The sequence below is a fragment of the Lentzea terrae genome (assembly GCF_003265345.1).
In the GTDB taxonomy this organism is placed as follows: domain Bacteria; phylum Actinomycetota; class Actinomycetes; order Mycobacteriales; family Pseudonocardiaceae; genus Lentzea; species Lentzea terrae.
On record NZ_QFWW01000038.1, the window covers coordinates 1 to 18,885 of the forward strand.

General features: G+C 68.2%; 22 protein-coding genes. 16 read left to right on the top strand and 6 right to left on the bottom strand.

The features are described from left to right. Positions 1 to 167: 167 nt before the first annotated feature. Positions 168 to 923, bottom strand: coding sequence for a hypothetical protein (locus DI276_RS46670; RefSeq protein ID WP_112276387.1), 756 nt, complete (start codon positions 921 to 923; stop codon positions 168 to 170). A gap of 5 nt (positions 924 to 928) precedes the next feature. Next, complete coding sequence (locus tag DI276_RS46675; protein WP_112276390.1) at positions 929 to 1,840, bottom strand: ABC transporter ATP-binding protein; 912 nt, start codon at positions 1,838 to 1,840, stop codon at positions 929 to 931. Positions 1,841 to 1,973: 133 nt separating this feature from the next. Between DI276_RS46675 and DI276_RS46680 the strand changes: the two genes are divergently transcribed. Continuing rightward, positions 1,974 to 2,408: a PPOX class F420-dependent oxidoreductase gene (locus tag DI276_RS46680; protein ID WP_112276392.1), complete on the top strand. Its 435-nt coding sequence runs from the start codon at positions 1,974 to 1,976 to the stop codon at positions 2,406 to 2,408. Here DI276_RS46680 and DI276_RS46685 read toward each other — a convergent pair. After that, on the bottom strand, positions 2,405 to 3,193 hold the full coding sequence (locus DI276_RS46685) for an HAD family hydrolase (protein WP_112276394.1): 789 nt from the start codon (positions 3,191 to 3,193) through the stop codon (positions 2,405 to 2,407). The genes DI276_RS46680 and DI276_RS46685 overlap by 4 nt on opposite strands. A gap of 47 nt (positions 3,194 to 3,240) precedes the next feature. Between DI276_RS46685 and DI276_RS46690 the strand changes: the two genes are divergently transcribed. The 3 genes from DI276_RS46690 to DI276_RS46700 are packed head-to-tail and all read left to right on the top strand — an operon-like array spanning position 3,241 to position 5,142. Next, positions 3,241 to 3,768, top strand: coding sequence for a TetR/AcrR family transcriptional regulator (locus tag DI276_RS46690; RefSeq protein WP_112276395.1), 528 nt, complete (start codon positions 3,241 to 3,243; stop codon positions 3,766 to 3,768). Continuing rightward, complete coding sequence (locus DI276_RS46695) at positions 3,768 to 4,244, top strand: pyridoxamine 5'-phosphate oxidase family protein (RefSeq protein ID WP_112276397.1); 477 nt, start codon at positions 3,768 to 3,770, stop codon at positions 4,242 to 4,244. The genes DI276_RS46690 and DI276_RS46695 overlap by 1 nt, the downstream gene beginning before the upstream one ends. After that, positions 4,225 to 5,142, top strand: a complete 918-nt coding sequence (locus DI276_RS46700; RefSeq protein ID WP_232837401.1) for an SDR family oxidoreductase — start codon at positions 4,225 to 4,227, stop codon at positions 5,140 to 5,142. The genes DI276_RS46695 and DI276_RS46700 overlap by 20 nt, the downstream gene beginning before the upstream one ends. 102 nt (positions 5,143 to 5,244) lie before the next feature. Here the strand turns inward: DI276_RS46700 and DI276_RS46705 are convergent, their stop codons facing one another. After that, entirely contained in the window at positions 5,245 to 5,901 is a 657-nt protein-coding gene (locus tag DI276_RS46705) for a response regulator (protein ID WP_112276401.1), read from the bottom strand. Positions 5,902 to 5,910: 9 nt separating this feature from the next. Further along, complete coding sequence (locus DI276_RS46710; RefSeq protein ID WP_332874768.1) at positions 5,911 to 7,092, bottom strand: sensor histidine kinase; 1,182 nt, start codon at positions 7,090 to 7,092, stop codon at positions 5,911 to 5,913. A 115-nt stretch (positions 7,093 to 7,207) separates the two neighbouring features. On the opposite strand from DI276_RS46710, the gene DI276_RS46715 reads away from it, so the two are divergent. Further along, a complete protein-coding gene (locus tag DI276_RS46715; RefSeq protein ID WP_112276405.1) occupies positions 7,208 to 7,885 on the top strand; it encodes a hypothetical protein in 678 nt (225 codons plus the stop codon). Next, complete coding sequence (locus DI276_RS46720; protein WP_112276407.1) at positions 7,882 to 8,250, top strand: GntR family transcriptional regulator; 369 nt, start codon at positions 7,882 to 7,884, stop codon at positions 8,248 to 8,250. The genes DI276_RS46715 and DI276_RS46720 overlap by 4 nt, the downstream gene beginning before the upstream one ends. Here DI276_RS46720 and DI276_RS46725 read toward each other — a convergent pair. Next, the gene (locus tag DI276_RS46725) at positions 8,235 to 8,684 is read right to left on the bottom strand and encodes a hypothetical protein (RefSeq protein ID WP_112276409.1); all 450 of its coding nucleotides are present in this window, start codon (positions 8,682 to 8,684) and stop codon (positions 8,235 to 8,237) included. The genes DI276_RS46720 and DI276_RS46725 overlap by 16 nt on opposite strands. 54 nt (positions 8,685 to 8,738) lie before the next feature. Here DI276_RS46725 and DI276_RS46730 point away from each other — a divergent pair, with 54 nt between their 5' ends. The 10 genes from DI276_RS46730 (at position 8,739) to DI276_RS46775 (ending at position 18,740) form a co-directional block, all read left to right on the top strand. Then, a complete protein-coding gene (locus DI276_RS46730; RefSeq protein ID WP_112276411.1) occupies positions 8,739 to 10,241 on the top strand; it encodes a dynamin family protein in 1,503 nt (500 codons plus the stop codon). Continuing rightward, a complete protein-coding gene (grpE, locus tag DI276_RS46735; RefSeq protein ID WP_112276413.1) occupies positions 10,238 to 10,603 on the top strand; it encodes a nucleotide exchange factor GrpE in 366 nt (121 codons plus the stop codon). Before DI276_RS46730 ends, grpE begins: the two co-directional genes overlap by 4 nt. Further along, complete coding sequence (locus tag DI276_RS46740; RefSeq protein ID WP_112276415.1) at positions 10,600 to 12,420, top strand: dynamin family protein; 1,821 nt, start codon at positions 10,600 to 10,602, stop codon at positions 12,418 to 12,420. The genes grpE and DI276_RS46740 overlap by 4 nt, the downstream gene beginning before the upstream one ends. A gap of 227 nt (positions 12,421 to 12,647) precedes the next feature. Beyond that, positions 12,648 to 13,229, top strand: coding sequence for a hypothetical protein (locus DI276_RS46745; RefSeq protein ID WP_112276417.1), 582 nt, complete (start codon positions 12,648 to 12,650; stop codon positions 13,227 to 13,229). Then, positions 13,226 to 14,110, top strand: coding sequence for a copper resistance D family protein (locus tag DI276_RS46750; protein ID WP_112276419.1), 885 nt, complete (start codon positions 13,226 to 13,228; stop codon positions 14,108 to 14,110). The genes DI276_RS46745 and DI276_RS46750 overlap by 4 nt, the downstream gene beginning before the upstream one ends. A 25-nt stretch (positions 14,111 to 14,135) precedes the next feature. Further along, a complete protein-coding gene (locus DI276_RS46755; RefSeq protein ID WP_112276422.1) occupies positions 14,136 to 15,002 on the top strand; it encodes a cupredoxin domain-containing protein in 867 nt (288 codons plus the stop codon). Beyond that, the gene (locus DI276_RS46760) at positions 15,002 to 15,607 is read left to right on the top strand and encodes a cupredoxin domain-containing protein (RefSeq protein WP_112276424.1); all 606 of its coding nucleotides are present in this window, start codon (positions 15,002 to 15,004) and stop codon (positions 15,605 to 15,607) included. The genes DI276_RS46755 and DI276_RS46760 overlap by 1 nt, the downstream gene beginning before the upstream one ends. Before the next feature lie 42 nt (positions 15,608 to 15,649). Further along, positions 15,650 to 16,336: a hypothetical protein gene (locus tag DI276_RS46765; RefSeq protein WP_112276426.1), complete on the top strand. Its 687-nt coding sequence runs from the start codon at positions 15,650 to 15,652 to the stop codon at positions 16,334 to 16,336. A gap of 306 nt (positions 16,337 to 16,642) precedes the next feature. Next, a complete protein-coding gene (locus tag DI276_RS46770; protein WP_112276428.1) occupies positions 16,643 to 18,454 on the top strand; it encodes a phosphoenolpyruvate carboxykinase (GTP) in 1,812 nt (603 codons plus the stop codon). A gap of 73 nt (positions 18,455 to 18,527) precedes the next feature. Next, positions 18,528 to 18,740 carry a hypothetical protein gene (locus DI276_RS46775; protein WP_112276430.1) on the top strand — a complete coding sequence of 71 codons (213 nt, stop codon included), beginning with the start codon at positions 18,528 to 18,530 and terminating at the stop codon, positions 18,738 to 18,740. Positions 18,741 to 18,885: the final 145 nt, after the last annotated feature.

The window sequence follows — 18,885 nt, forward strand, 5'->3', positions numbered from 1 at the left end:
TGGGCACTGCTGCGCGATGGCCGGGAGTTCCATCGCTCACCACAGCTCACGGCCCAAGTCGCTTGACACGATCATTGAAACTCCCGTTCGCTCGAAGAACTGACCGGGACGCAGGCCACACCCCCGACGGATGGCCTGCGTCCCGCTCCCCCTTTATTCAGAACTGGTCACGCGTCCCGCCGCTTCGCGACGATCAGTGCGACCACCAGCAGTGCGACGGCGATGCCGGCGAAGTAGGCCAGCGAACCCCACTGGCTCAGCTTGAAGTCGATCCCCGCGCCCGGCTGTTCGGCCGGGTTGCCCCCACCGAGCTGCAGGAAGTGGTTGGCGTTCTGGAAGGGCAGCCACGCCTGGATCTTGATGCCGACCTTCGGGATGATCCCGATGAGGCCTTCGAGCAGCATGTTCCACACCAGCAGGATCGCCACGGCACCGGCGGTCTGGCGGACCAGGATGCCGACCGCGATCGCGAGGATCGCGCCGATCCCGTACAGCAGTCCGACACCTGCGACGTGCCGCCACTCGGCGCCCGTGTTGATCGCGAGGTCCGCCGTCGGCTGCATCACCTTGGCGATGCCCCACGAACCGAACGCGATGATCTCGCCGAGGGCACCGGCGATGAACGCGACCACCGCGGTCTTGGCAACCAGTGCGGAGATCCGGTTCGGCACCGCGAGGAACGTGGCGCGGATCGTGCTGAAGCGGTACTCGGTGGTGACCGCGAGCGCCGACATGACCAGCACCACGGCGAGCGCGAGCTGGCTGCTGCCGAACTGCGTCAGGCCGATCGACATCTGGCCGTTCTCGGTCGTGCCCGCGATGATCGCGGTGAGGCCGACGCCGAGCACCAGGGCGAGAGCGGTGCACCAGTACGGCGAGCGGGTCGAGAAGAGCTTGATTCTCTCAACTGCCAACAGGGTCATCAGACTCACTTCCCGATCTCTGCGTGGTACTCGACAGCATCGCCGGTCAGCTGCATGAACGCCTCTTCGAGCGAGCCGCGCTGCGGGCTCAGTTCGTGCAGGACAACACCGTTAGCTGCGGCGATGTCACCGATCTGGTCACTAGTGGCACCCGATACGGACAACGCCCCGTCCGCGCCGTCACGAACCGTGAAGCCCTTGTCGACCAACAGCGGCCCGAGCTTGAAGAGTTGAGGACTGCGCACAAGCACGGAGTTACCCGTTGAGCGGTCGATGAACTCAGCCGTGCTGCTCTGCGTGATCAGCTTCCCCCTGCCGATCACCACGAGCTCGCTGGCCGTGAGGGCCATCTCCGACAGCAGGTGGCTCGACACCAGGACCGTGCGGCCCTCGGCGGCGAGGTTCTGCATGAACGTGCGGATCCAGAGGATGCCCTCGGGGTCCAGTCCGTTGACGGGCTCGTCGAACAACAACACCTGCGGGTCACCGAGCAGCGCCGCGGCGATCCCCAGCCGCTGCGACATGCCGAGCGAGAACCCACCGGCCTTCTTGCCGGCGACCTGCGTGAGCCCGACCGCGTCCAGCACCTCGTCGACCCGCTTGGCCGGCAGTTTGTTGGACACCGCGAGCCACTTGAGGTGAGCCCGCGCAGACCGGTTGGGGTGAACCCACTTGGCGTCGAGCAGCGCGCCAACCGTCCGCAGTGGACGGTGCAGCTCGGTGTAGGGCTTCCCGTCGATCAGCACGCGGCCTGCCGTCGGTCGGTCGAGCCCGAGGATCATCCGCATCGTGGTGGACTTGCCGGCGCCGTTCGGACCGAGGAACCCGGTCACCCGTCCAGGTTGGACGGTGAACGACAGGTCGTCGACCGCGACCGTCCTGCCGTATCTCTTGGTGAGGCCGATTGCCTCGATCATTGGCGTTTCCCCTCTCGGTGTCGGAGACAACTCTCCTGTTCCGAGGGGTGCAGCCACATCGCCCAGCAGTCTGCGACCACCGTCAACTTCAGTAGTTCTGTGCCCCTACCTCAGTCGTAGTTGAATGCAGCCCATGGGTTACACGGAAGCTCCAGAAGGCTGGTGGCGCGAGTTCGTGCTGGCCAAGCCAGCGCGCACCGGCAAACTAGCCGTCACCCGCAAGGACGGGTCGCCGCACGTCGCCCCGGTCTGGGTGGACCTCGACGGCCCGGACCTCGTCTTCCTGACCGGCCGCGACACCATCAAGGGCAAGTCGATCCTGCGCGACGGCCGGGTGGCCCTGTGCTTCGACGACGAAACGCCGCCGTTCAACTTCGTGACCATCACGGGCCGCGCTCTGGTGGACGAGGACCCGGAGCAGCTCAAGTACTGGGCCGGCCGGACGGCGGCCCGCTACATGGGCGCGGACCAGGCCGACGTCTACGCCGAACGCAACGGCGTGCCCGGCGAGCTGGTGGTGCGGGTGAAGATCGACAAGGTCGTCGCCAAGGTCGACGTCTCGGACTAGGCGGGGAAGAAGCGCTCCAACGCCTGCACCGCACCGTCCTCCAGCACGGTGCCGGTCACCGCGTCGGCGGCTGCCTGCACGGTCGCCGGCGCCTGACCCATCGCGATCCCGCACGCCGCCCACCGCAGCATCTCGACGTCGTTGGTGCCGTCACCGATCGCGAGCGTGTCCGAAGCGCTGATCCCCAGCGAGATCCGCAGCTCCTCCAGCGCCCAGCCCTTGGTGACGTCGGGCGGCACCGCGGTCAGCCACGCCTCGGTGTGGTCGACGTGCCACGAGACGCCCGGCAGTTCCAGCTCCCGCACCGCGAACGCGAGCTCGGGCGGTGTGCGGTCGTGCCAGCGCATCACCAGTCGCGGCGTCGGCACGGCCGCGATCTCGTCGAACGTCGCGGAAGTCGTGACGCCCCAGAGGTCGCCCGGCAGGAAGTCGCCGAGCGACAGGTTGCCGACGCCGGTCTGCTCGACCGCGAACACCGCGCCCGGCAGCAACGCCTGCAGGGTCTTGATCGTCGGACCCGGTTCGAACGTCGTGCGCTTGACGATCTCGTCGCGCGCCGTGTCCCACCACACCGCGCCGTTCGAGCACAGGGCCATGGACACGGGCAGCTGAGGTGCGACCGGGGTGGTGCCGATCAGGCTGCGGCCGGTGCAGAGCACGACCGATGCACCGTGTTCGGTCACGCGCGCGACGGCGGACTGAACAGCGGGCGAGATGTCGTTCGAGCCGACAGCGGTGAGAGTTCCGTCGATGTCCAACGCGACCAGGCGCGGTCTCCAGTTCACTGACCCCACCCTATGCGAAGGTTAGTGAATTATGGTTCACTAACTGGGTGGCGCGACCGAGAACCATCTCCGACGAGCGGATTCTGAGTGCAACCGCGGCGGTCATCGACCGGCGCGGACCGGAGTTCACGGTCGCGGACGTGGCGGCGGAGGCCGGGGTGTCGGTCGGGGCGGTGGCCAAGCGGTTCGGGTCGAAGAGCGGCCTGCTGCAGGCGTTGACCCGAGCCGGCACGGAAGAGGTCGTCAGGAGGATGCGGGAGCAGGGCAACGTGCGAGCGGCGTTGCTGACCTGGTTCGACCGGCTCGCCGATCCGGCGATCGCCACGAACAACCTCGCACAGCTCGGCGTCGATCTCATCGATCCCGAGCTGAGGGCGTTGCTCGCGAGGCACTACGCGGTGCTGGAGTCGGAACTGGAGATCCTTTGCGCGGCGGAGAAGTTGCCGCCGAACGCAGCGAGAGTGCTGGCCGCGCTCGTCTACGGGACCTCGATGGACTGGTCGATCAGACCACGCGGAGAGCTCCTGGCACGCATGGAGGAAGACATCGATCTGGTGTTGAAGGGAATGCGCTGATGGCAACCTGGGCCGAGTTCGCGGCCGAACAGCCCGACCTGGCCGCGTTCGTGCAGAGCAGGTTCGCGGCGGACCGGCACGCGTTGATCGCGACCCTGCGCAAGGACGGCGCGCCGCGGATCAGCGGGGTGGAGCCGGACTTCGCGCGCGGCGCGCTGTGGGCAGGCATGATGGTCGACTCGCTGAAGTCGCGTGACCTGCGCCGGGATCCGCGGTTCTCGTTGCACTGCAACACGACCACGGCCTCGATGACCGAGGCGGGCGACGCGAAGATCAGCGGCACGGCCGAGTTCTGGACCGACCAGGCCGACTACCTGAAGGACCTGTACGAGCGCACCGGCTGGAATCCCGATGAGCTCGACCTGTTCCGGTTGAACGTCACCGAGGTCGTGTCGATCACCGTCGAGGGGGACGAGATGGTCGTGCTGTCCTGGCACGAAGGAAGGGGAGTTCGACGTGTCGCGAAGAAGCCCTGATTTGAGCGGCAAGGTCGCCGTCGTCACGGGCGCCACGCGGGGTGCGGGCCGGGCGATCGCGGTGGAGTTGGGCGCGGCGGGCGCGACGGTGTTCGTCGGTGGACGCACGACGCGCTCACAGCAGTCCGAGGTCGGCCGGGCGGAGACGATCGAGGACACCGCGGACCTGGTCACCAAGGCCGGTGGCAAGGGCATCGCGGTCCGGTGCGACTTCACCGATCCGTCCGATGTGGACGCGTTCGCGGCGAAGATCGACAAGCTCGACATCTTCGTCGACAACGCCTGGGGCGGCGAGAACCTCGTCGAGTGGGGCAAGTTCTGGGAGCACGACCTCGAGAAGCAGCTCCACATGTGGCGCAACGGCGTCGAGACGCACCTGGTGGCGATCCACAAGCTGATGCCACTGGTGATCAAGTCCGACGACGGCCTCGTCGTCGAGGTGACCGACGGCGAGGACGGTGAGGCGTACTTCGTGAACCTCGCCTACGACGCGGTGAAGAACTCCGTGCGCAGGTTCGGCGAGGTGCTCGCGAAGGACCTCAAGGACTTCCCGAACGTGACCGCACTCGCCGCCACGCCGGGGTTCCTTCGGTCCGAGCAGATGCTGGAGGGCTTCGGGGTCACCGAGGAGAACTGGCGCGACGCGATCGAGAAGGTGCCGGACTACGCGATCTCGGAGACTCCGCACTACCTCGGCAGGGGCATCGCACACCTCGCGGCCGACAAGGACCGCAAGCGGTTCGCCGGGCAGTGCCTGTCGTCGTGGCGGCTCAAGCGCGAGTACGGGTTCACCGACCTCGACGGCTCGCAGCCCGACTGGGGTCGTTGGTACGACGAGGTGGTGAAGCCGCGGATGGCGGGTCAGACCGTCGAGGCTGACCCGGAGCAGTACCGGTAGGGCGTGTTTCCCAGGTCTCGTTCGATGAGAGTCGCGGCTGAGGTGGCCCCCAGGGGCCACCCCAGCCCCGGCTATCGCGAACACGGACCTGGGAAACAGGCCCTACGCGTCGCCGGGGCGGACGAGACCGGTCTCGTAGGCCAGCACCACGGCCTGCACCCGGTCTCGCAGCTCCAGCTTCGCGAGGATCCGGCCGACGTGCGTCTTCACCGTCGCCTCGGACAAGAACAACTTCCGGGCGATCTCCGTGTTGGACAGGCCCTTCGCGATGAGCACGAGCACCTCGCGCTCGCGTTCGGTCAGCACGTCCAGCACGGTGGCGTCGCGCAGCTCTCCGCCGCCGTCACCGAGGAACCGGCCCAGCAGCCGCTTGGTGACCGACGGCGACACGACCGCATCGCCGGACGCGACCGCGCGCAGGGCCGACACCAGGTCGGACGGCGGCGTGTCCTTCAGCAGGAACCCGCTGGCGCCGTTGCGCAGCGCGGACAACGCGTACTCGTCCATGTCGAACGTGGTCATGACCAGCACCTTGGCCGTGTCGGCCGCGGTGATCCGCTTGGTCGCCTCCACGCCGTCCAGCACGGGCATGCGGACGTCCATCAGCACGACGTCGGGGCGCAGCTTGTCGGCCATCTGCACCGCATCGAGACCGTCGGCGGCCTCGCCGATGACGTCGATGTCCTCCTGCGCCCCCAGCACCATGCGGAAGCCCATGCGCATGAGTTCCTGGTCGTCGACCAGCAGCACCCGAATCACTCGATCACCCTATGCGGCGAGTGGAAAGCTCGCGCGCACGCGCCATCCCCCACCGGGGTTGGGGCCCGCCTCGAACTCGCCGCCCAGCACCGCAGCCCTTTCCCTCATGCCGATAAGTCCGTTGCCGCCGGACACCTTGACCACGTCGTGCGGTGTGCCGAAGCCGTTGTCGACGACTTCGAGCCGCAGCTCCTCCGGTGTGCGGGCGAGGCGCACGAACGCGGTCGTGCCCGTCCCGGCGTGCTTGATGGTGTTCGTCAGCGCTTCCTGCACGATCCGGTAGATGCTCAGGCCCACGCCGGCGGGCAGGTCGTCGACGTCGCCGGTGATCTCCAGCCGCACCGGCACGCCGGCTGCACGGGTGTTCTCGGCGAGCTCGACCACGCCGCGTGCGTCCGGCTGCGGGGCCCACTGCGTCTCGGCGTCCTCACTGCGCAGCACGCCCAGCAGGCGCCGCATCTCGGTCAGCGCCTGGCGGCCGGTGTCCGCGATCGTGCGGACCGCGTTCTCCGCGACCTCCGGCTGCGACCTGATCGTGTAGGCGGCGCCGTCCGCGTGGACGATCATGACGCTCACCGCGTGCGCGACCACGTCGTGCAGCTCGCGGGCGATGCGGGAGCGCTCCTCGCCGACCGCGATCTTGGCCTGCTGGTCGCGTTCGGTCTCGAGCAGCTTGAGCCGTTGCTCCAGCTCGCTCTGGTAGGCGCGGCGCGCTCCGACGAACTCGCCCATCGCCCAGCTGAAGCCGAAGATCACGAAGACCATGAACACGAGGAACACGGCCTGGAGATCGCCGACCTGGAAGATCGCCCAGAGCAACGTGCCGGCGAGCAGCCAGCCCGAGTAGATCAACGCCGACTTGCGGCCCGTGTACGCGACGAGCGTGTACAGCGCGATGGCCAGCGCGAAGTCCGATGCGCGGACCGGCACCCCGAACTCGATGCCGCCGCCATGTGTGAAGAGCTGCAGGAACGCGCCGGCGAGGATCAGGTAGCTGGTGCCGAGCGGGTGGTAGCGCCGGAACGGCAGCGGCCCGAGCATCAGCAACGTGACGGCGAGGAACGCGGAGAACGACACCCCTTGCTCGGCTGTGGAGGCCGCCACGCCCATGTCGAAGATCAACAAGAGCCCGGCGATCAGGGAGTCCCCGAACGCCGGGTGAGCCTTCATCCACAGGCTGAACCTCCGCACCGGACAAGGTTAGGTGCGGGTCGAACTTCCGCGCGTCGCGCCACGGAATGACGCTCCGTACGACTTCAGTGTGAGTTATTGTGCCGAGGGGTTGATACAAAGTTTGGGGGGCGCGATGCCCGAGTGGGCCTGGACCGCTGTGTACCTGGGCGCCGCCGGCCTGGTGCTGACGATGATGCTCTGGCCGACGCCGTCGACGGGCAAGCGCCTGCTGAAGAAGTGGCAGGTGGCTGATCCCACGGAGGCACAGGTCACGGATGCCGTGCGCTACCTGCGGAAGCGTCGGCTGCTCTACCCGTGGATCTACCTGGCGGGCGCGTTCGGCCCGGACTTCAAACCTGAGATGACGACCCACCTGGTGATCGTCGTCCTCGGTGGTGCGCTGCTCGCCGAGTTGATCGCGTTGCGGCCGCCTCGCAGTGCCCAGCGGGTGGCGTCGCTCACCCCGCGCAGGCTCGCGGACGTCGCGTCGACGGCTGTGCTGGTCCTGTACCTGGTGATCGTCCTCGGCGTCCTGGTCCACCTCTGCCTCGAGCAGCAGTGGCAGCGGGCGGGGTGGCTCGTGCTGTCCGCGGCAGCGGTCGCTGTGATCACCTGGGCGGCCGTCGCCCGTCCTGCCAGCGGGGACCTGCGCGTCGACATGGCGTTGCGCACCCGCAGTGTGCACGTCTCTGCCGGGCTCGGGGCGGCGGTGGCCTGGGCGTTGGTACCGGGGAAGTGGGAGTTCATCGGGATCCTCGTGTGGATCGCGATGGCACACACCAAACCGCAGCGGGCGAAGATCAACCAGTGACCGCTCCCAAGATCGTCGTCGACATCGACAACGGTGTTGCGCCGTGGCGTCAGGTCCGCGACCAACTGGTCAGGTTGATCAGCGGTGGGGTGCTGCCCGTCGGAGCGCGGTTGCCGACCATCCGGCAGCTCGCCGCCGACCTCGGGCTCGCCGCAGGCACGGTCGCGCGGGCGTACCGGGAGCTGGAGACCGAGGGCGTGCTCACGACAGGACGAAGGCAGGGCACCGTGGTGGCTGCCCTGCCTTCGCATGCACCGGACCCGCTCTCCGCCGCCGCGGCGGAGTTCGTCGCCGTCGCTCGGTCACTCGGCGCCAGCGAGGGGGAGGCGCTGGACGCCGTGCGTGCCCACTACGTGGCTGAGTAAGGCGACTCGATCTTGGGTGCGGGTCGCGGTTCGCTCACGTGGGAGTGGCGTTCCTCCTGCCGCTCCTCGTAGATGCGGTGTTCCTCGGCCATCTGGTCCGCGAGCTGCTGCTGCATCTGGCGATCCCGAATCCTGGCCAGGATCGCCATGGTGACGCCGTGAGCCAATGCCAGCAGCAACAGCACCACGCCCAGCTTCACGACCACGTTCTTGACCGGGTCACCGGTGTTGATGTCGATGACCGACACCAGCGCCAGCAGTCCGAGCACGACGAGGTGGAACAGCACCGCCGTCAGCTTCATCATGCCGCCGGCCTGTTCGTCGTCGTACGCCGCGCGCCTCAAGTACCCCTTGCCGCTGTGGTAGATCAGCTGGCCGTCAACGACGACCAGGACGATCCCCAGCACTAGGAACGTCACGTAGCTGTCACCCATGAGCTGTGGCTACCCGCGCACGCACGCGTACAAACCGTGGCACGATCAGTGCCCGTGACGGCGTTGCAAGGACAACAACTGGCCGGACCGCTGTGCGCGGCGGTGGCCAATTTGTGTGTTGCCCTGCAACCTCAGGTCTCCCAGCAGACCGCCGCCGGCTTCCAGGAAGTGTTGCGCCGCCTGCACGCGCCGCTGCAGGTCGCGGTGGCCGGGCGGATCAAGTCCGGTAAGTCGACGCTGGTCAACGCGTTGATCGGACGGCGGGTCGCGCCCACCGACGTCGGCGAGTGCACACGGCTCGTGACGCGCTATCAGTACGGAACGGTCGACCGCATCGAAGTGGTGTTGCGGGACGGACGACGGCAGGTGCTGCCGTTCGACGCCAACGGCATGATCCCCGCTTCGCTTGGCGTGGAAGGCGTTTCGCACATCGAGGCGTACCTGACGAACGCCGTGCTGCGCGACTTCACCGTCATCGACACCCCAGGGCTCGGGTCGCTGGACGCGGCTTCCGTCGCCCGCACCGAGGAACTGCTGGATCCGGTGTCCCGCAACGCAGTCGCGGGTGCCGAGGCAGTGCTCTACGTCGTGACGCAGGGCGTGCGCGCGGACGACCACTCGACGATCGCGGCCTTCACCGCCGCCACCGCTTCTCGTGAGGCCGGACCGGTCAACGCCATCGCCGCGTTGAACAAGGTCGACGCCGTGGCACCGGAAACCGTCGAAGGCTCGGACGGTGACGTCTGGCGAGCCGCGGAGATCCTGGCCGGGAAGCAGGCCGAGCTGCTGAAGCCGCGGGTGGCGGACGTGCTGCCGGTGATCAGCCTGCTCGCCGAGTCCGCGGAGACCGGTGAGTTCACCTCCGCCGACGCGGAGGCGTTGCGGCAGCTGGCCGCACTCGACGCGGACACCCGCACGATGATGCTGATGTCCGGCGACCTCTTCACGTCGTGGGACTGCGAGGTCGCGGCGGGCGTGCGGTCCCGGCTGCTGGAGAAGCTGGACCTGTACGGCATCGGTCGCGCCCTGGCTGCGCTCGACGCCGAACCCGGCCTGACCGCGGGCGCGTTGCGGCGGGTGCTGTTCGACGCCTCCGGGTTCGCTGCCGTTCGCGGGCGGCTCGACGCGGTGTTCCGGGCCCGTGCCGACGGCATCAAGGCGGCGGCCGCGCTGGCGTCCGTCACGTCGCTGGCCTCGGGCGATCCCGGCGAACGGCAGCGCGTGCACGACGCGATCGAGGTGCTGCTGGCCCGGCCGGAGGCACACCAGCTGCGGCTGCTGGAGGCGTTGACCCTGGTGTCGTCCGGTGCGGTGACGCTGGCACCGGACCTCACGGAGGAGGTGCTGCGCGTCGGCAGCACCCCGGACGTGCCAGGGCAGCTGGGGCTGACCGGCCGGCCGTTGCCGGAACTGGTCGCGTACGCGCTGGAACGTGCTGGTTGGTGGCGTTCGTTCGCCTCGTTCGGCGCGACTCCGGCACAGGCTCGAGTGGCGCACGTCGTCCACCGGGCGTATTTCCTCATTTGGCAGCAACTACGTGCTGGGGGGCACCGATGAGCGTGAGTGGAACCGATCCGACCGCCGTGGCGTCGGACGACGGTGTGGAGACCATTGCCGACGAGCTGCTCGACCAGGCGCTGGCCGAACGCCGCGCGCTGGTCCAGCTGTGCCTGTACGCGCTGGACCGCGCCAGTGCGGGTGTGGTCGAGCGCATCGAGGAAGGCCTGTCGACCATAGGGGTCGTGTCCGTCCGCGCCGACGGTGAACGGTTCGACCCGTCGCGGCACGAGGCAGGTGGCACGGTGCCCACGGATGATCTGTCGTTGCAGGGCCTGGTCGCCGAGACCGAGGTGCCCGGCTTCTGCGACCGCGGCCGCGTGCTGCGGGCCCCGATCGTGACGGTCTACACGGCCCGATGAGCAACCTCTCGCAGACCGTCCGCCAGACGCGCGAACGCCTCACCTCTCTCGTGCGCGAGCTCGACCCGTCGATGGCTGACTGGGTGGTGCGCCGGACGGCTCCGGAAGTCTCGTCCGTGGTCATCGTCGGCGAGACCAACCGCGGCAAGTCCTCGCTGGTCAACGCCCTGCTGGCCACGCCAGGCCTGTCGCCGGTCGACGCCGACGTGGCCACCTCGACCTACCTGGTGTTCCAGCACGGCGCTGACTGGGCGGCCCGCGCCTGCTACCCCGGCCTGCTCGCCCCGGTGACGTTCCCGCTGCCCGCCCTGATCAACTGGGTCTCCGCGGCCCACGAGCTGCCCGACGGCGAGCTCCCGCCGCGCTACGTCGAGGTCGACGCCCCGATCCCGTTGCTGGAACGCATGTCCGTTGTGGACACTCCGGGCGTCGGCGGCCTGGAGTCGGTGCACGGCGAACTGGCCCTCGAAGCCGTCACCTCGGCCACCGCCCTGGTCTTCGTCGTGGACGCCTCGTCCCCCTTCACACGCGGCGAGCTGGACTTCCTCAAGCGCGTCGGCGACCGCGTGGAAACGGTCGTCTTCGCCTTGACCAAGACCGACCAGTACCGCGGCTGGCGCCAGGTCCTCGACGCCGATCGCGCCCTGCTGGCCGAGCACGCTCCGCGCTTCGCCGACGCCGTCTTCCACCCCGTGTCGTCGCGCATGTTCGAGATGGCGGCGCAGGCCCCGAACCCGGACGCCGCCGCCATGCTCCGCGAGCGTTCCGGCGTCGCCGCGCTGCAGACCTTCCTGCAGGAACTGGTGGCCGGTCGCGCCGGCATGCTGGCCGAGGCGAACGCCCTGCGCGCCCTCTCGACCGTGCTGGACGAGCTGGTCGTGCGGCTGGAACACGAAAAGCGCGCTCTGTCCGTGGGCGAGGACGAGGCTGCTGTCCTGCGCGCCCGGCGCGAGGAACTGCAGACCGAACGCCGTTCCTCGACCAGAGGCTGGCAGGTCCGCCTCCGCGGCGAGATCCAGCGCGCCCGCGTCGAGAACTCCCACGAGATCTCCCGCCAGATGCGCGACCTGCAGACCTGGTACCGCCAGGCCATCGACTCGGCCGACCGCACCGCGCTGGCGTCGTTGCCGCAGCAGGTCGACACCGCTCTGCAGGTCGTCTCCGGCCGCATCTCCACGGCCCTGTCGGTGCGCCTGGCCCAGGTCACCGACGCCGTCCTCGCGACCATGTTCAGCGCCGAGGAGCTGACCCTGATCCGCGGCCAGTTCGCGCGCGGCGAGCAACCACCGGTCGTGCTGCGCCCCAAGGAGAAGCGCCCACCGACCGCCGAGGACAAGCTGCTGGTCTTCATGGGCGTCTCCGGCGGCCTCGGCGCGGGCAAGCTGGCCGTCATGCCGCTGGCCGGCCTCGGCATCGCCGTGCTGAACCCGATCGTCCTGCCGGTGACCATCGCGCTGGGCCTCGGCGCCGGCTGGTGGATGGCCCGCACCCGCACCCACACCGCCGAGAAGCAGCACGTCAAGCAGTGGCTCTCGGACGCCATCGCCGACGCGCGCTCCACCGTGGACCAGCTGGCCGCCGAGCAGCTGATCGAGGCGGAACAAGCCCTGTCGCTGGCGTTGGACGAGGCACTGGCCAAGCGGATCGAGGCCATCGAGGCCGAACTGCGCGAGGTCGACCGGGCGTTGCGGATGGAGGCCGGCGAACGGGGCCGCGAGCTGCAGTCGGTGACCAGGCAGCTGGCAGAGGTGGAGTCGGGCCGCGCCAAAGCCGAGGAACTGCTCGGCCGCATTCGGTCGGTTCGCGACCGGGCCTGAAAGACCATCAACGAGCGGTGTGCACACCGGTTACGGGTCATCTGTGAGATCGTGCAAACTTAATTGAGCAATGCTCATTTTGGCTGTTCAGGGCACTGTTGTCAGGGCAACTTAAATTTGTGTGTCCGGACATGCACTGGTACAAAACATTTGCGGCCGATGCTAGTTCACTGTTCCGTCATGAATTGGGAATGCCGGTTAATTCGGCACTGATTCGCTTTTGCGGTATGAAGCTGCAGCGAGACCAGGTGGTGGCGGCGACCCTGGTGGGCACCGTGGTCGTCGTGCTCGGGTTCGCGTCGGGCATCGGCCGCATCCCCCAAGCGCAGAGCACGGTCAGCCAGCCGGACCACCACGCCCAGGCGCCGATCCCGTCACCGACCGAGCAGCCGCATCAACCAGCAGCCCACGTGCCGCAACCGGTGGCGCACAACCCGGCCCCGATCCCGCACCAGCCCGCGGGGCCGCACGTGCCGGCGCCGACGCATCCGCACCCCACCACGCCTCCGGGGACGACGAAGCCGACCAAGCCGCCGACCACCCCGCCCACGACCGAGCCGTCGGAACCGTGTGACGTCGGTGCGATCACCAAACTGCTGCGCGAGCTGGGTTTGCTGGAGCTGCTCGACGACCTGCCGCTCGTGCACGAACTCCCGGAAGGCACGAAGAAGGCCGAGCGACTGTCCCTTGTGGAGCTTCCGCTGCTCGGTGATCCCGTCAAGCTGCTCGACGACCTGCTCGGCACGACGTGCTCGCTCGTGGTGGACGAGAAGACCAACCGCGTCACGGCACTGCTGGACACGCCATGACCGAGGCGGCGAAGTCGTGGTTCCTGTTCGCCAGGTCGTTCGACTACGTCGGCACGACACTCTTCGTCGGCGGCATGGCGTTCATCGCGTTGTTGTGGCCCGACGGCGCGGACACCGCACGGGCCAGGCGGTTGATCGCGTTCGGCTGGCTGTGCGGCTTCGTCGGCACTGTCGCGAGCCTCGCCTTCAACGCCGCCTGGGTCGCGGGACGGCCGCCGTCCGCCGCGTTCGGCTGGTCCGTGCTGGTGCCGCTGTTCGACGCCCCGTTCGGCCGGGTGTGGTTCGCCCGCACGATGTTGTGGCTGCTCGCACTGGTCGTGCTCGCCGACCTGGCCCGGCGCGGGGCACGGGCCGCGAGGTCGTGGTCGTGGCGGGTCGGCGCGGGTGCGGTCGCGCTCGGGGTGTTGCGCACCAACGGGATGACGGGTCACGCCCTCGACCTGCCCGGCTGGGGTCAGGCGGTCGTGTTCGTGCACCTGCTCGTGGTCTGCGTGTGGGTCGGCGGGTTGATGGTGCTCCTGCTCGCCGTGTTGCCGGCCCGCGACCGGGACGTCCTCATCGCCGTGCTGCCGCGCTACTCGCGCCTCGCCGTGGTCTCCGTCGCGGTGCTCACGGTGGCGGGCGCCGTGCTCGCGTGGCGGCTGGTCGGCTCGCTGAACTCGTTGCTGCACACCGGCTACGGCCAGCTCCTGCTGATCAAGCTCGCGCTCTTCGCCGTGCTGCTGCTCCTCGGACTCGCGAGCAAGACCTGGGTGGACCGGCGGCTGAGCGTCGCCCCGACCACCCGCGCGCTCGCGCTGTCGGTCACCGCCGAGGCGGTTCTCGCCGTCGTCGTGCTGGGCGTGGCCGCCTTCCTCGTCACGACCGGACCCGGTCGCTGACCCCGCAGAAGAAGGGAAGTCCACTGTGGACAAAGGAAACCGGTTCGCCGTGCTGGTCGCGGCACTCGGCATAGCCGGAACCGCGCTGTGTCTGAGCCTGGTCGGTCCGGGGCAGGCGGCTCCGGTCGGCGTCGATCTCGCCGCACAGCAGGGCGAGGCCGCGCCGGCGGCCCAGTCTTCGACCTCCGTCGAGATCATGGGCTACGCGTTCCAGCCGGCCACGTTGACGATCAACGCGGGCGACACCGTCGTGTGGACGAACCACGACACCGCACCGCACAACGTGGTCGTCACCAACGGGCCGGAGAAGTTCACCTCGCCCACGCTCCAGCAGGGGCAGACCTTCAGCTACACCTTCACCAAGGCGGGCACGTACTCGTACTACTGCTCGATCCACCCGGACATGAAGGCGTCGGTCACGGTCAACGGCAGCACGACCCCTCCCACGACCACGCCACCGACCACCACCCCGCCCACCACGACGACCCCGCCGACCGGCCATCCGACCACGCATCCCAGCCCGACGACGACCACACCGCCGAGCGGAACCCCCAGCTGCGTCAAGAAGGAAACGCTCGCGCCGTTCATCGCGCACCTGAAGGCGGCGCACCTGGAGACGTCGCCGTTGCAGCAGGCGCAGGACGCGTTGGCGTTCGACAACTACATCAAGGCGCACACCGTGCTGCTGGAACAGATGCTCGACCCGGCTCTCAACTCGTCGCTCGACCGTGACGTGCTGGCGCCGTTCATCGCGCACCTGAAGGCGGCACACCTGGAGACGTCGCCGTTGCAGCAAGTGCAGGACGCGTTGGCGTTCGACAACTACATCAAGGCCCACACCGTCCTGCTCGAGCAGATGCTCGACCCGGCGTTCAACCAGGCGATCTGCTGATGAAACGCGGCCTGGCCGGCGTTGTCCTGGCCGCGTTCGCCGTGCTGACCAGCGCTGGATTCTTCGGCGCCTTCAGCACGGCGGCCGCCGCCACGACGCACCAGATCCCGATCGCGCGCTACGCCTACGTGCCGGCCACCATGACCGTGCGGGTGGGCGACGTCGTCACGTGGACGAACCAGGACGAGGCGTCGCACGACGTCGCGGGCGGCACCTTCCGCTCGCCGATGCTGGCCCAGGGCCAGTCGTGGAGCTTCACGTTCACCCAACCGGGCACATTCGACTACATCTGCTCAGTGCACCCGGACATGCGGGCGCAGATCGTCGTCCTCGCCCAGGAGACGACCGCCGCTCCACCCCCACCAGTGCCGCAACCCGTCGTCCAGCAACCCGCTCCGACCACCCGAGCAGCAGCACCGGTGACCACGACCGCGACTACGAGCACCACCGCTGCGGCCGTCGCGGCACCACCGCCGGCGTCACCCGGTCTGCCCCCGATGCTGCTCCTCGCCGGGCTGGTGGCCGCGGTCACCACGCTGTGCCTGCTGATGATCGGCTCCCGTCCTGAGCGCAGGGAGGTTGGCGAGGGAACCGAACCGGCATAACGTGGGTCATACCGGTACATGAGCAGTAGGAGGTGTGTCCCGGTGTACATCGACGAGAACGGTGCGGCCGACGCCGAGCTGAAGGTGACCGTCGAGGACGAGGAGTACACCGCCGACGTCACCTTCGACCTCGACCAGGACGGCACGAACGACTCCGCCGTCGTCGAGACCGATGACGGTGGCCACCTCGCGTTCACCGACACGAACGGCGACGGCGACGCGGATCTGATGAGCACGTTCGACAAGGACGGCAATCTCCTCAGCCAGGCGCGGTTCGAGGAGAATTCCGGCGAGTGGGTTGCCGTCGACCCGAACGACTCAACGCAACAAAAGACGAATTCCGCGCCTGAGCAGACCATTGTCGTGGACACCGACGAAGGCGAGCGAAAGGTCGGCCAGGCGACCGAGGACACCGACAGCGACGGCAGGGCCGACACCGCCGTGGTGCGGGACGACGACGGGGACACCTGGCTGTTCACCGACAAGAACGGCGACGGACGGGCCGACGTGGCGACCGAGATCACCCGATCGGGCGAGGTCACGATGTCGGAACACCGAGGTGACGACTGGGTTGAGGTCGAGCACGGGCACATCGAGGCCGACGGCCGGTACGTGACCGACTCCAAGAGCGGCATTTTGGACGAGTCGGACGACTGGTTCGAGGAAGAACGGTTCGAGGGAGTCGTCCGAATCGATTCCACCACCGGGCAGTGGATCAGCCCGAACTGAAGCGCAGGTCACAGGCCCCGGTGTGGTGAGAACCGCACCGGGGCCTCTTGTGTTTTTCCCGCCTCAAGCGCGCCTTAACGCCGTCCGAGTGCTGAATCGATTCCAGAATCGGTTTTGTGAGAGAAGCCTCAGGCTGGGGGTGCGTTACCCGCCATTAACCGGGCTAACCTCGATCCATCCCCTTCCACGCACGCCCGGCCGCACCGGGCGTCTGGAGCTATTCCCGAGGACGACGAAGTCCCCACACCGGACGACCCACCGCGCGTCCTCGGGCAGCCGAGGCGTTCAGTCAGGAGACGAGACGAGATGACGGCAGTGACCATTCCCGGTCTCGAACACGCACCGACCAACCACGCGCGTTTGCTCGCATGGGTTCAGGAAGTCGCTGAGCTGACCTGCCCCGACGAGGTTGTTTGGGCGGACGGGTCCCAGGGCGAATGGGACCGTCTGACGCAGAAGCTCGTCGACGCCGGCACGTTCGTGCCCCTGAAGAAGAAGCAGAACTCGTTCTGGGCCGCCTCGGACCCCAGCGACGTCGCGCGCGTCGAGGAGCGGACGTACATCTGTTCGGTGCGCGAGGAGGACTCGGGCGCGACGAACAACTGGATGGACCCTTCCGAGATGAAGGCCATCATGACCGAGCTCTACCGGGGCTGCATGCGTGGCCGCACGATGTACGTGATCCCGTTCTGCATGGGCCCGCTCGACGCGGAGAAGCCGATGCTGGGCGTCGAGATCACGGACTCGGAGTACGTCGTCGTCTCCATGCACATCATGACCCGCATGGGCACGAAGGCCCTCGAGCTCTTCGGTGAGGACGCGGACTTCGTCCCCGCGCTGCACTCGCTCGGCGCCCCGCTGGAGGACGGCCAGCAGGACGTGCAGTGGCCGTGCAACGAGACCAAGTACATCTCGCACTTCCCGGAGACCCGCGAGATCTGGAGCTTCGGCTCCGGCTACGGCGGCAACGCCCTGCTCGGCAAGAAGTGCTACTCGCTGCGCATCGCGTCCGTGATGGCGCGCGACGAGGGCTGGCTCGCCGAGCACATGCTGATCCTCAAGCTCACCTCGCCGGAGAACAAGGCGTACTACATCGCCGCCGCGTTCCCGTCGGCCTGCGGCAAGACCAACCTCGCGATGCTCGAGCCGACCATCCCCGGCTGGAAGGTCGAGACCCTCGGCGACGACATCGCGTGGATGCGCTTCGGTGAGGACGGCCGCCTCTACGCGGTGAACCCGGAGAACGGCTTCTTCGGCGTCGCGCCCGGCACCGACTACCACACGAACCCGAACGCGATGCGCACCATCGCCAAGGGCAACTCGCTGTTCACCAACGTCGCCCTGACCGACGACGGCGACATCTGGTGGGAGGGCATCGGCGAGGCTCCGGCTCACCTCACCTCGTGGAAGCACCAGGACTGGACGCCGGACGGCGACGAGCTGGCGGCGCACCCGAACTCACGCTACTGCACGCCGATCGAGCAGTGCGACATCAAGGCGCCGGAGTGGGACGACCCCAAGGGCGTGCCGATCTCGGCGATCTTCTTCGGTGGCCGCCGCGCCACGACGATCCCGCTGGTCACCGAGTCGCGCGACTGGCAGCACGGCACCTACATGGGCGCCACGCTGTCGTCGGAGACCACGGCCGCCGCGGTCGGCAAGACCGGCGTCGTGCGTCGCGACCCGATGGCGATGCTGCCGTTCATCGGCTACAACGCCGGTGACTACTTCCAGCACTGGGTCGACCTCGGCAAGCGCGCCGACGCCGACAAGCTGCCGAAGATCTTCTACGTCAACTGGTTCCGCCGCGGCGACGACAAGCGCTTCCTGTGGCCCGGGTTCGGCGAGAACTCGCGCATCCTGAAGTGGGCCATCGAGCGCATCGAGGGCAAGGCCGCCGCCACCGAGACCCCCATCGGCTACGTGCCGACGGCAGCCGACCTGGACCTCGAGGGCCTGGACGCGCCGGTCGAGGACATCGAGGCCGCGCTCGAGTTCAACGCCGACGAGTGGCGCGCCGAGATCCCGCTGGTCGAGGAGTGGTTCGCGAAGATCGGTGAGAAGGTGCCGACCACGCTGCGCGACCAGCTGGAGGCCCTGAAGCAGCGCCTCGGCTGATCATTCTGAGGTGTTTGGTGACCCAGCGGTCAACGGCGACCGCTGGGTCATCTTTTGAGGTACTACTAGTGGTGTGATGCAGGACGAGGACTTCCTCGGCGGACTCCACTACGACGGCACCAGGCGCGATGTCGAGGTCGGCCCCACGAAGGGCATCGTGCGCTACTACCCGGTGCCGCCCGCCCCGCCGGCGCGCACGCCGTGGTGGCGCTTCACGCTCGTCTTCCTCGCCGGTTTAGCGATCGGTACCGCTGCCGGTGTGGTCCTGTGCAGCAATCTTCTCTGAATCAGTGCAGCTCACCGTCCTTTTGAGACGAAGTTGTCCACAGGTGTGGACGGCTCTGTGCACATGTTGTGGATAGCTGTGGACAGCCGGTGGACAGTTCTCCACAACTTTCCAAAACGGTCTTGACGCAGGAATGAACCTGCCC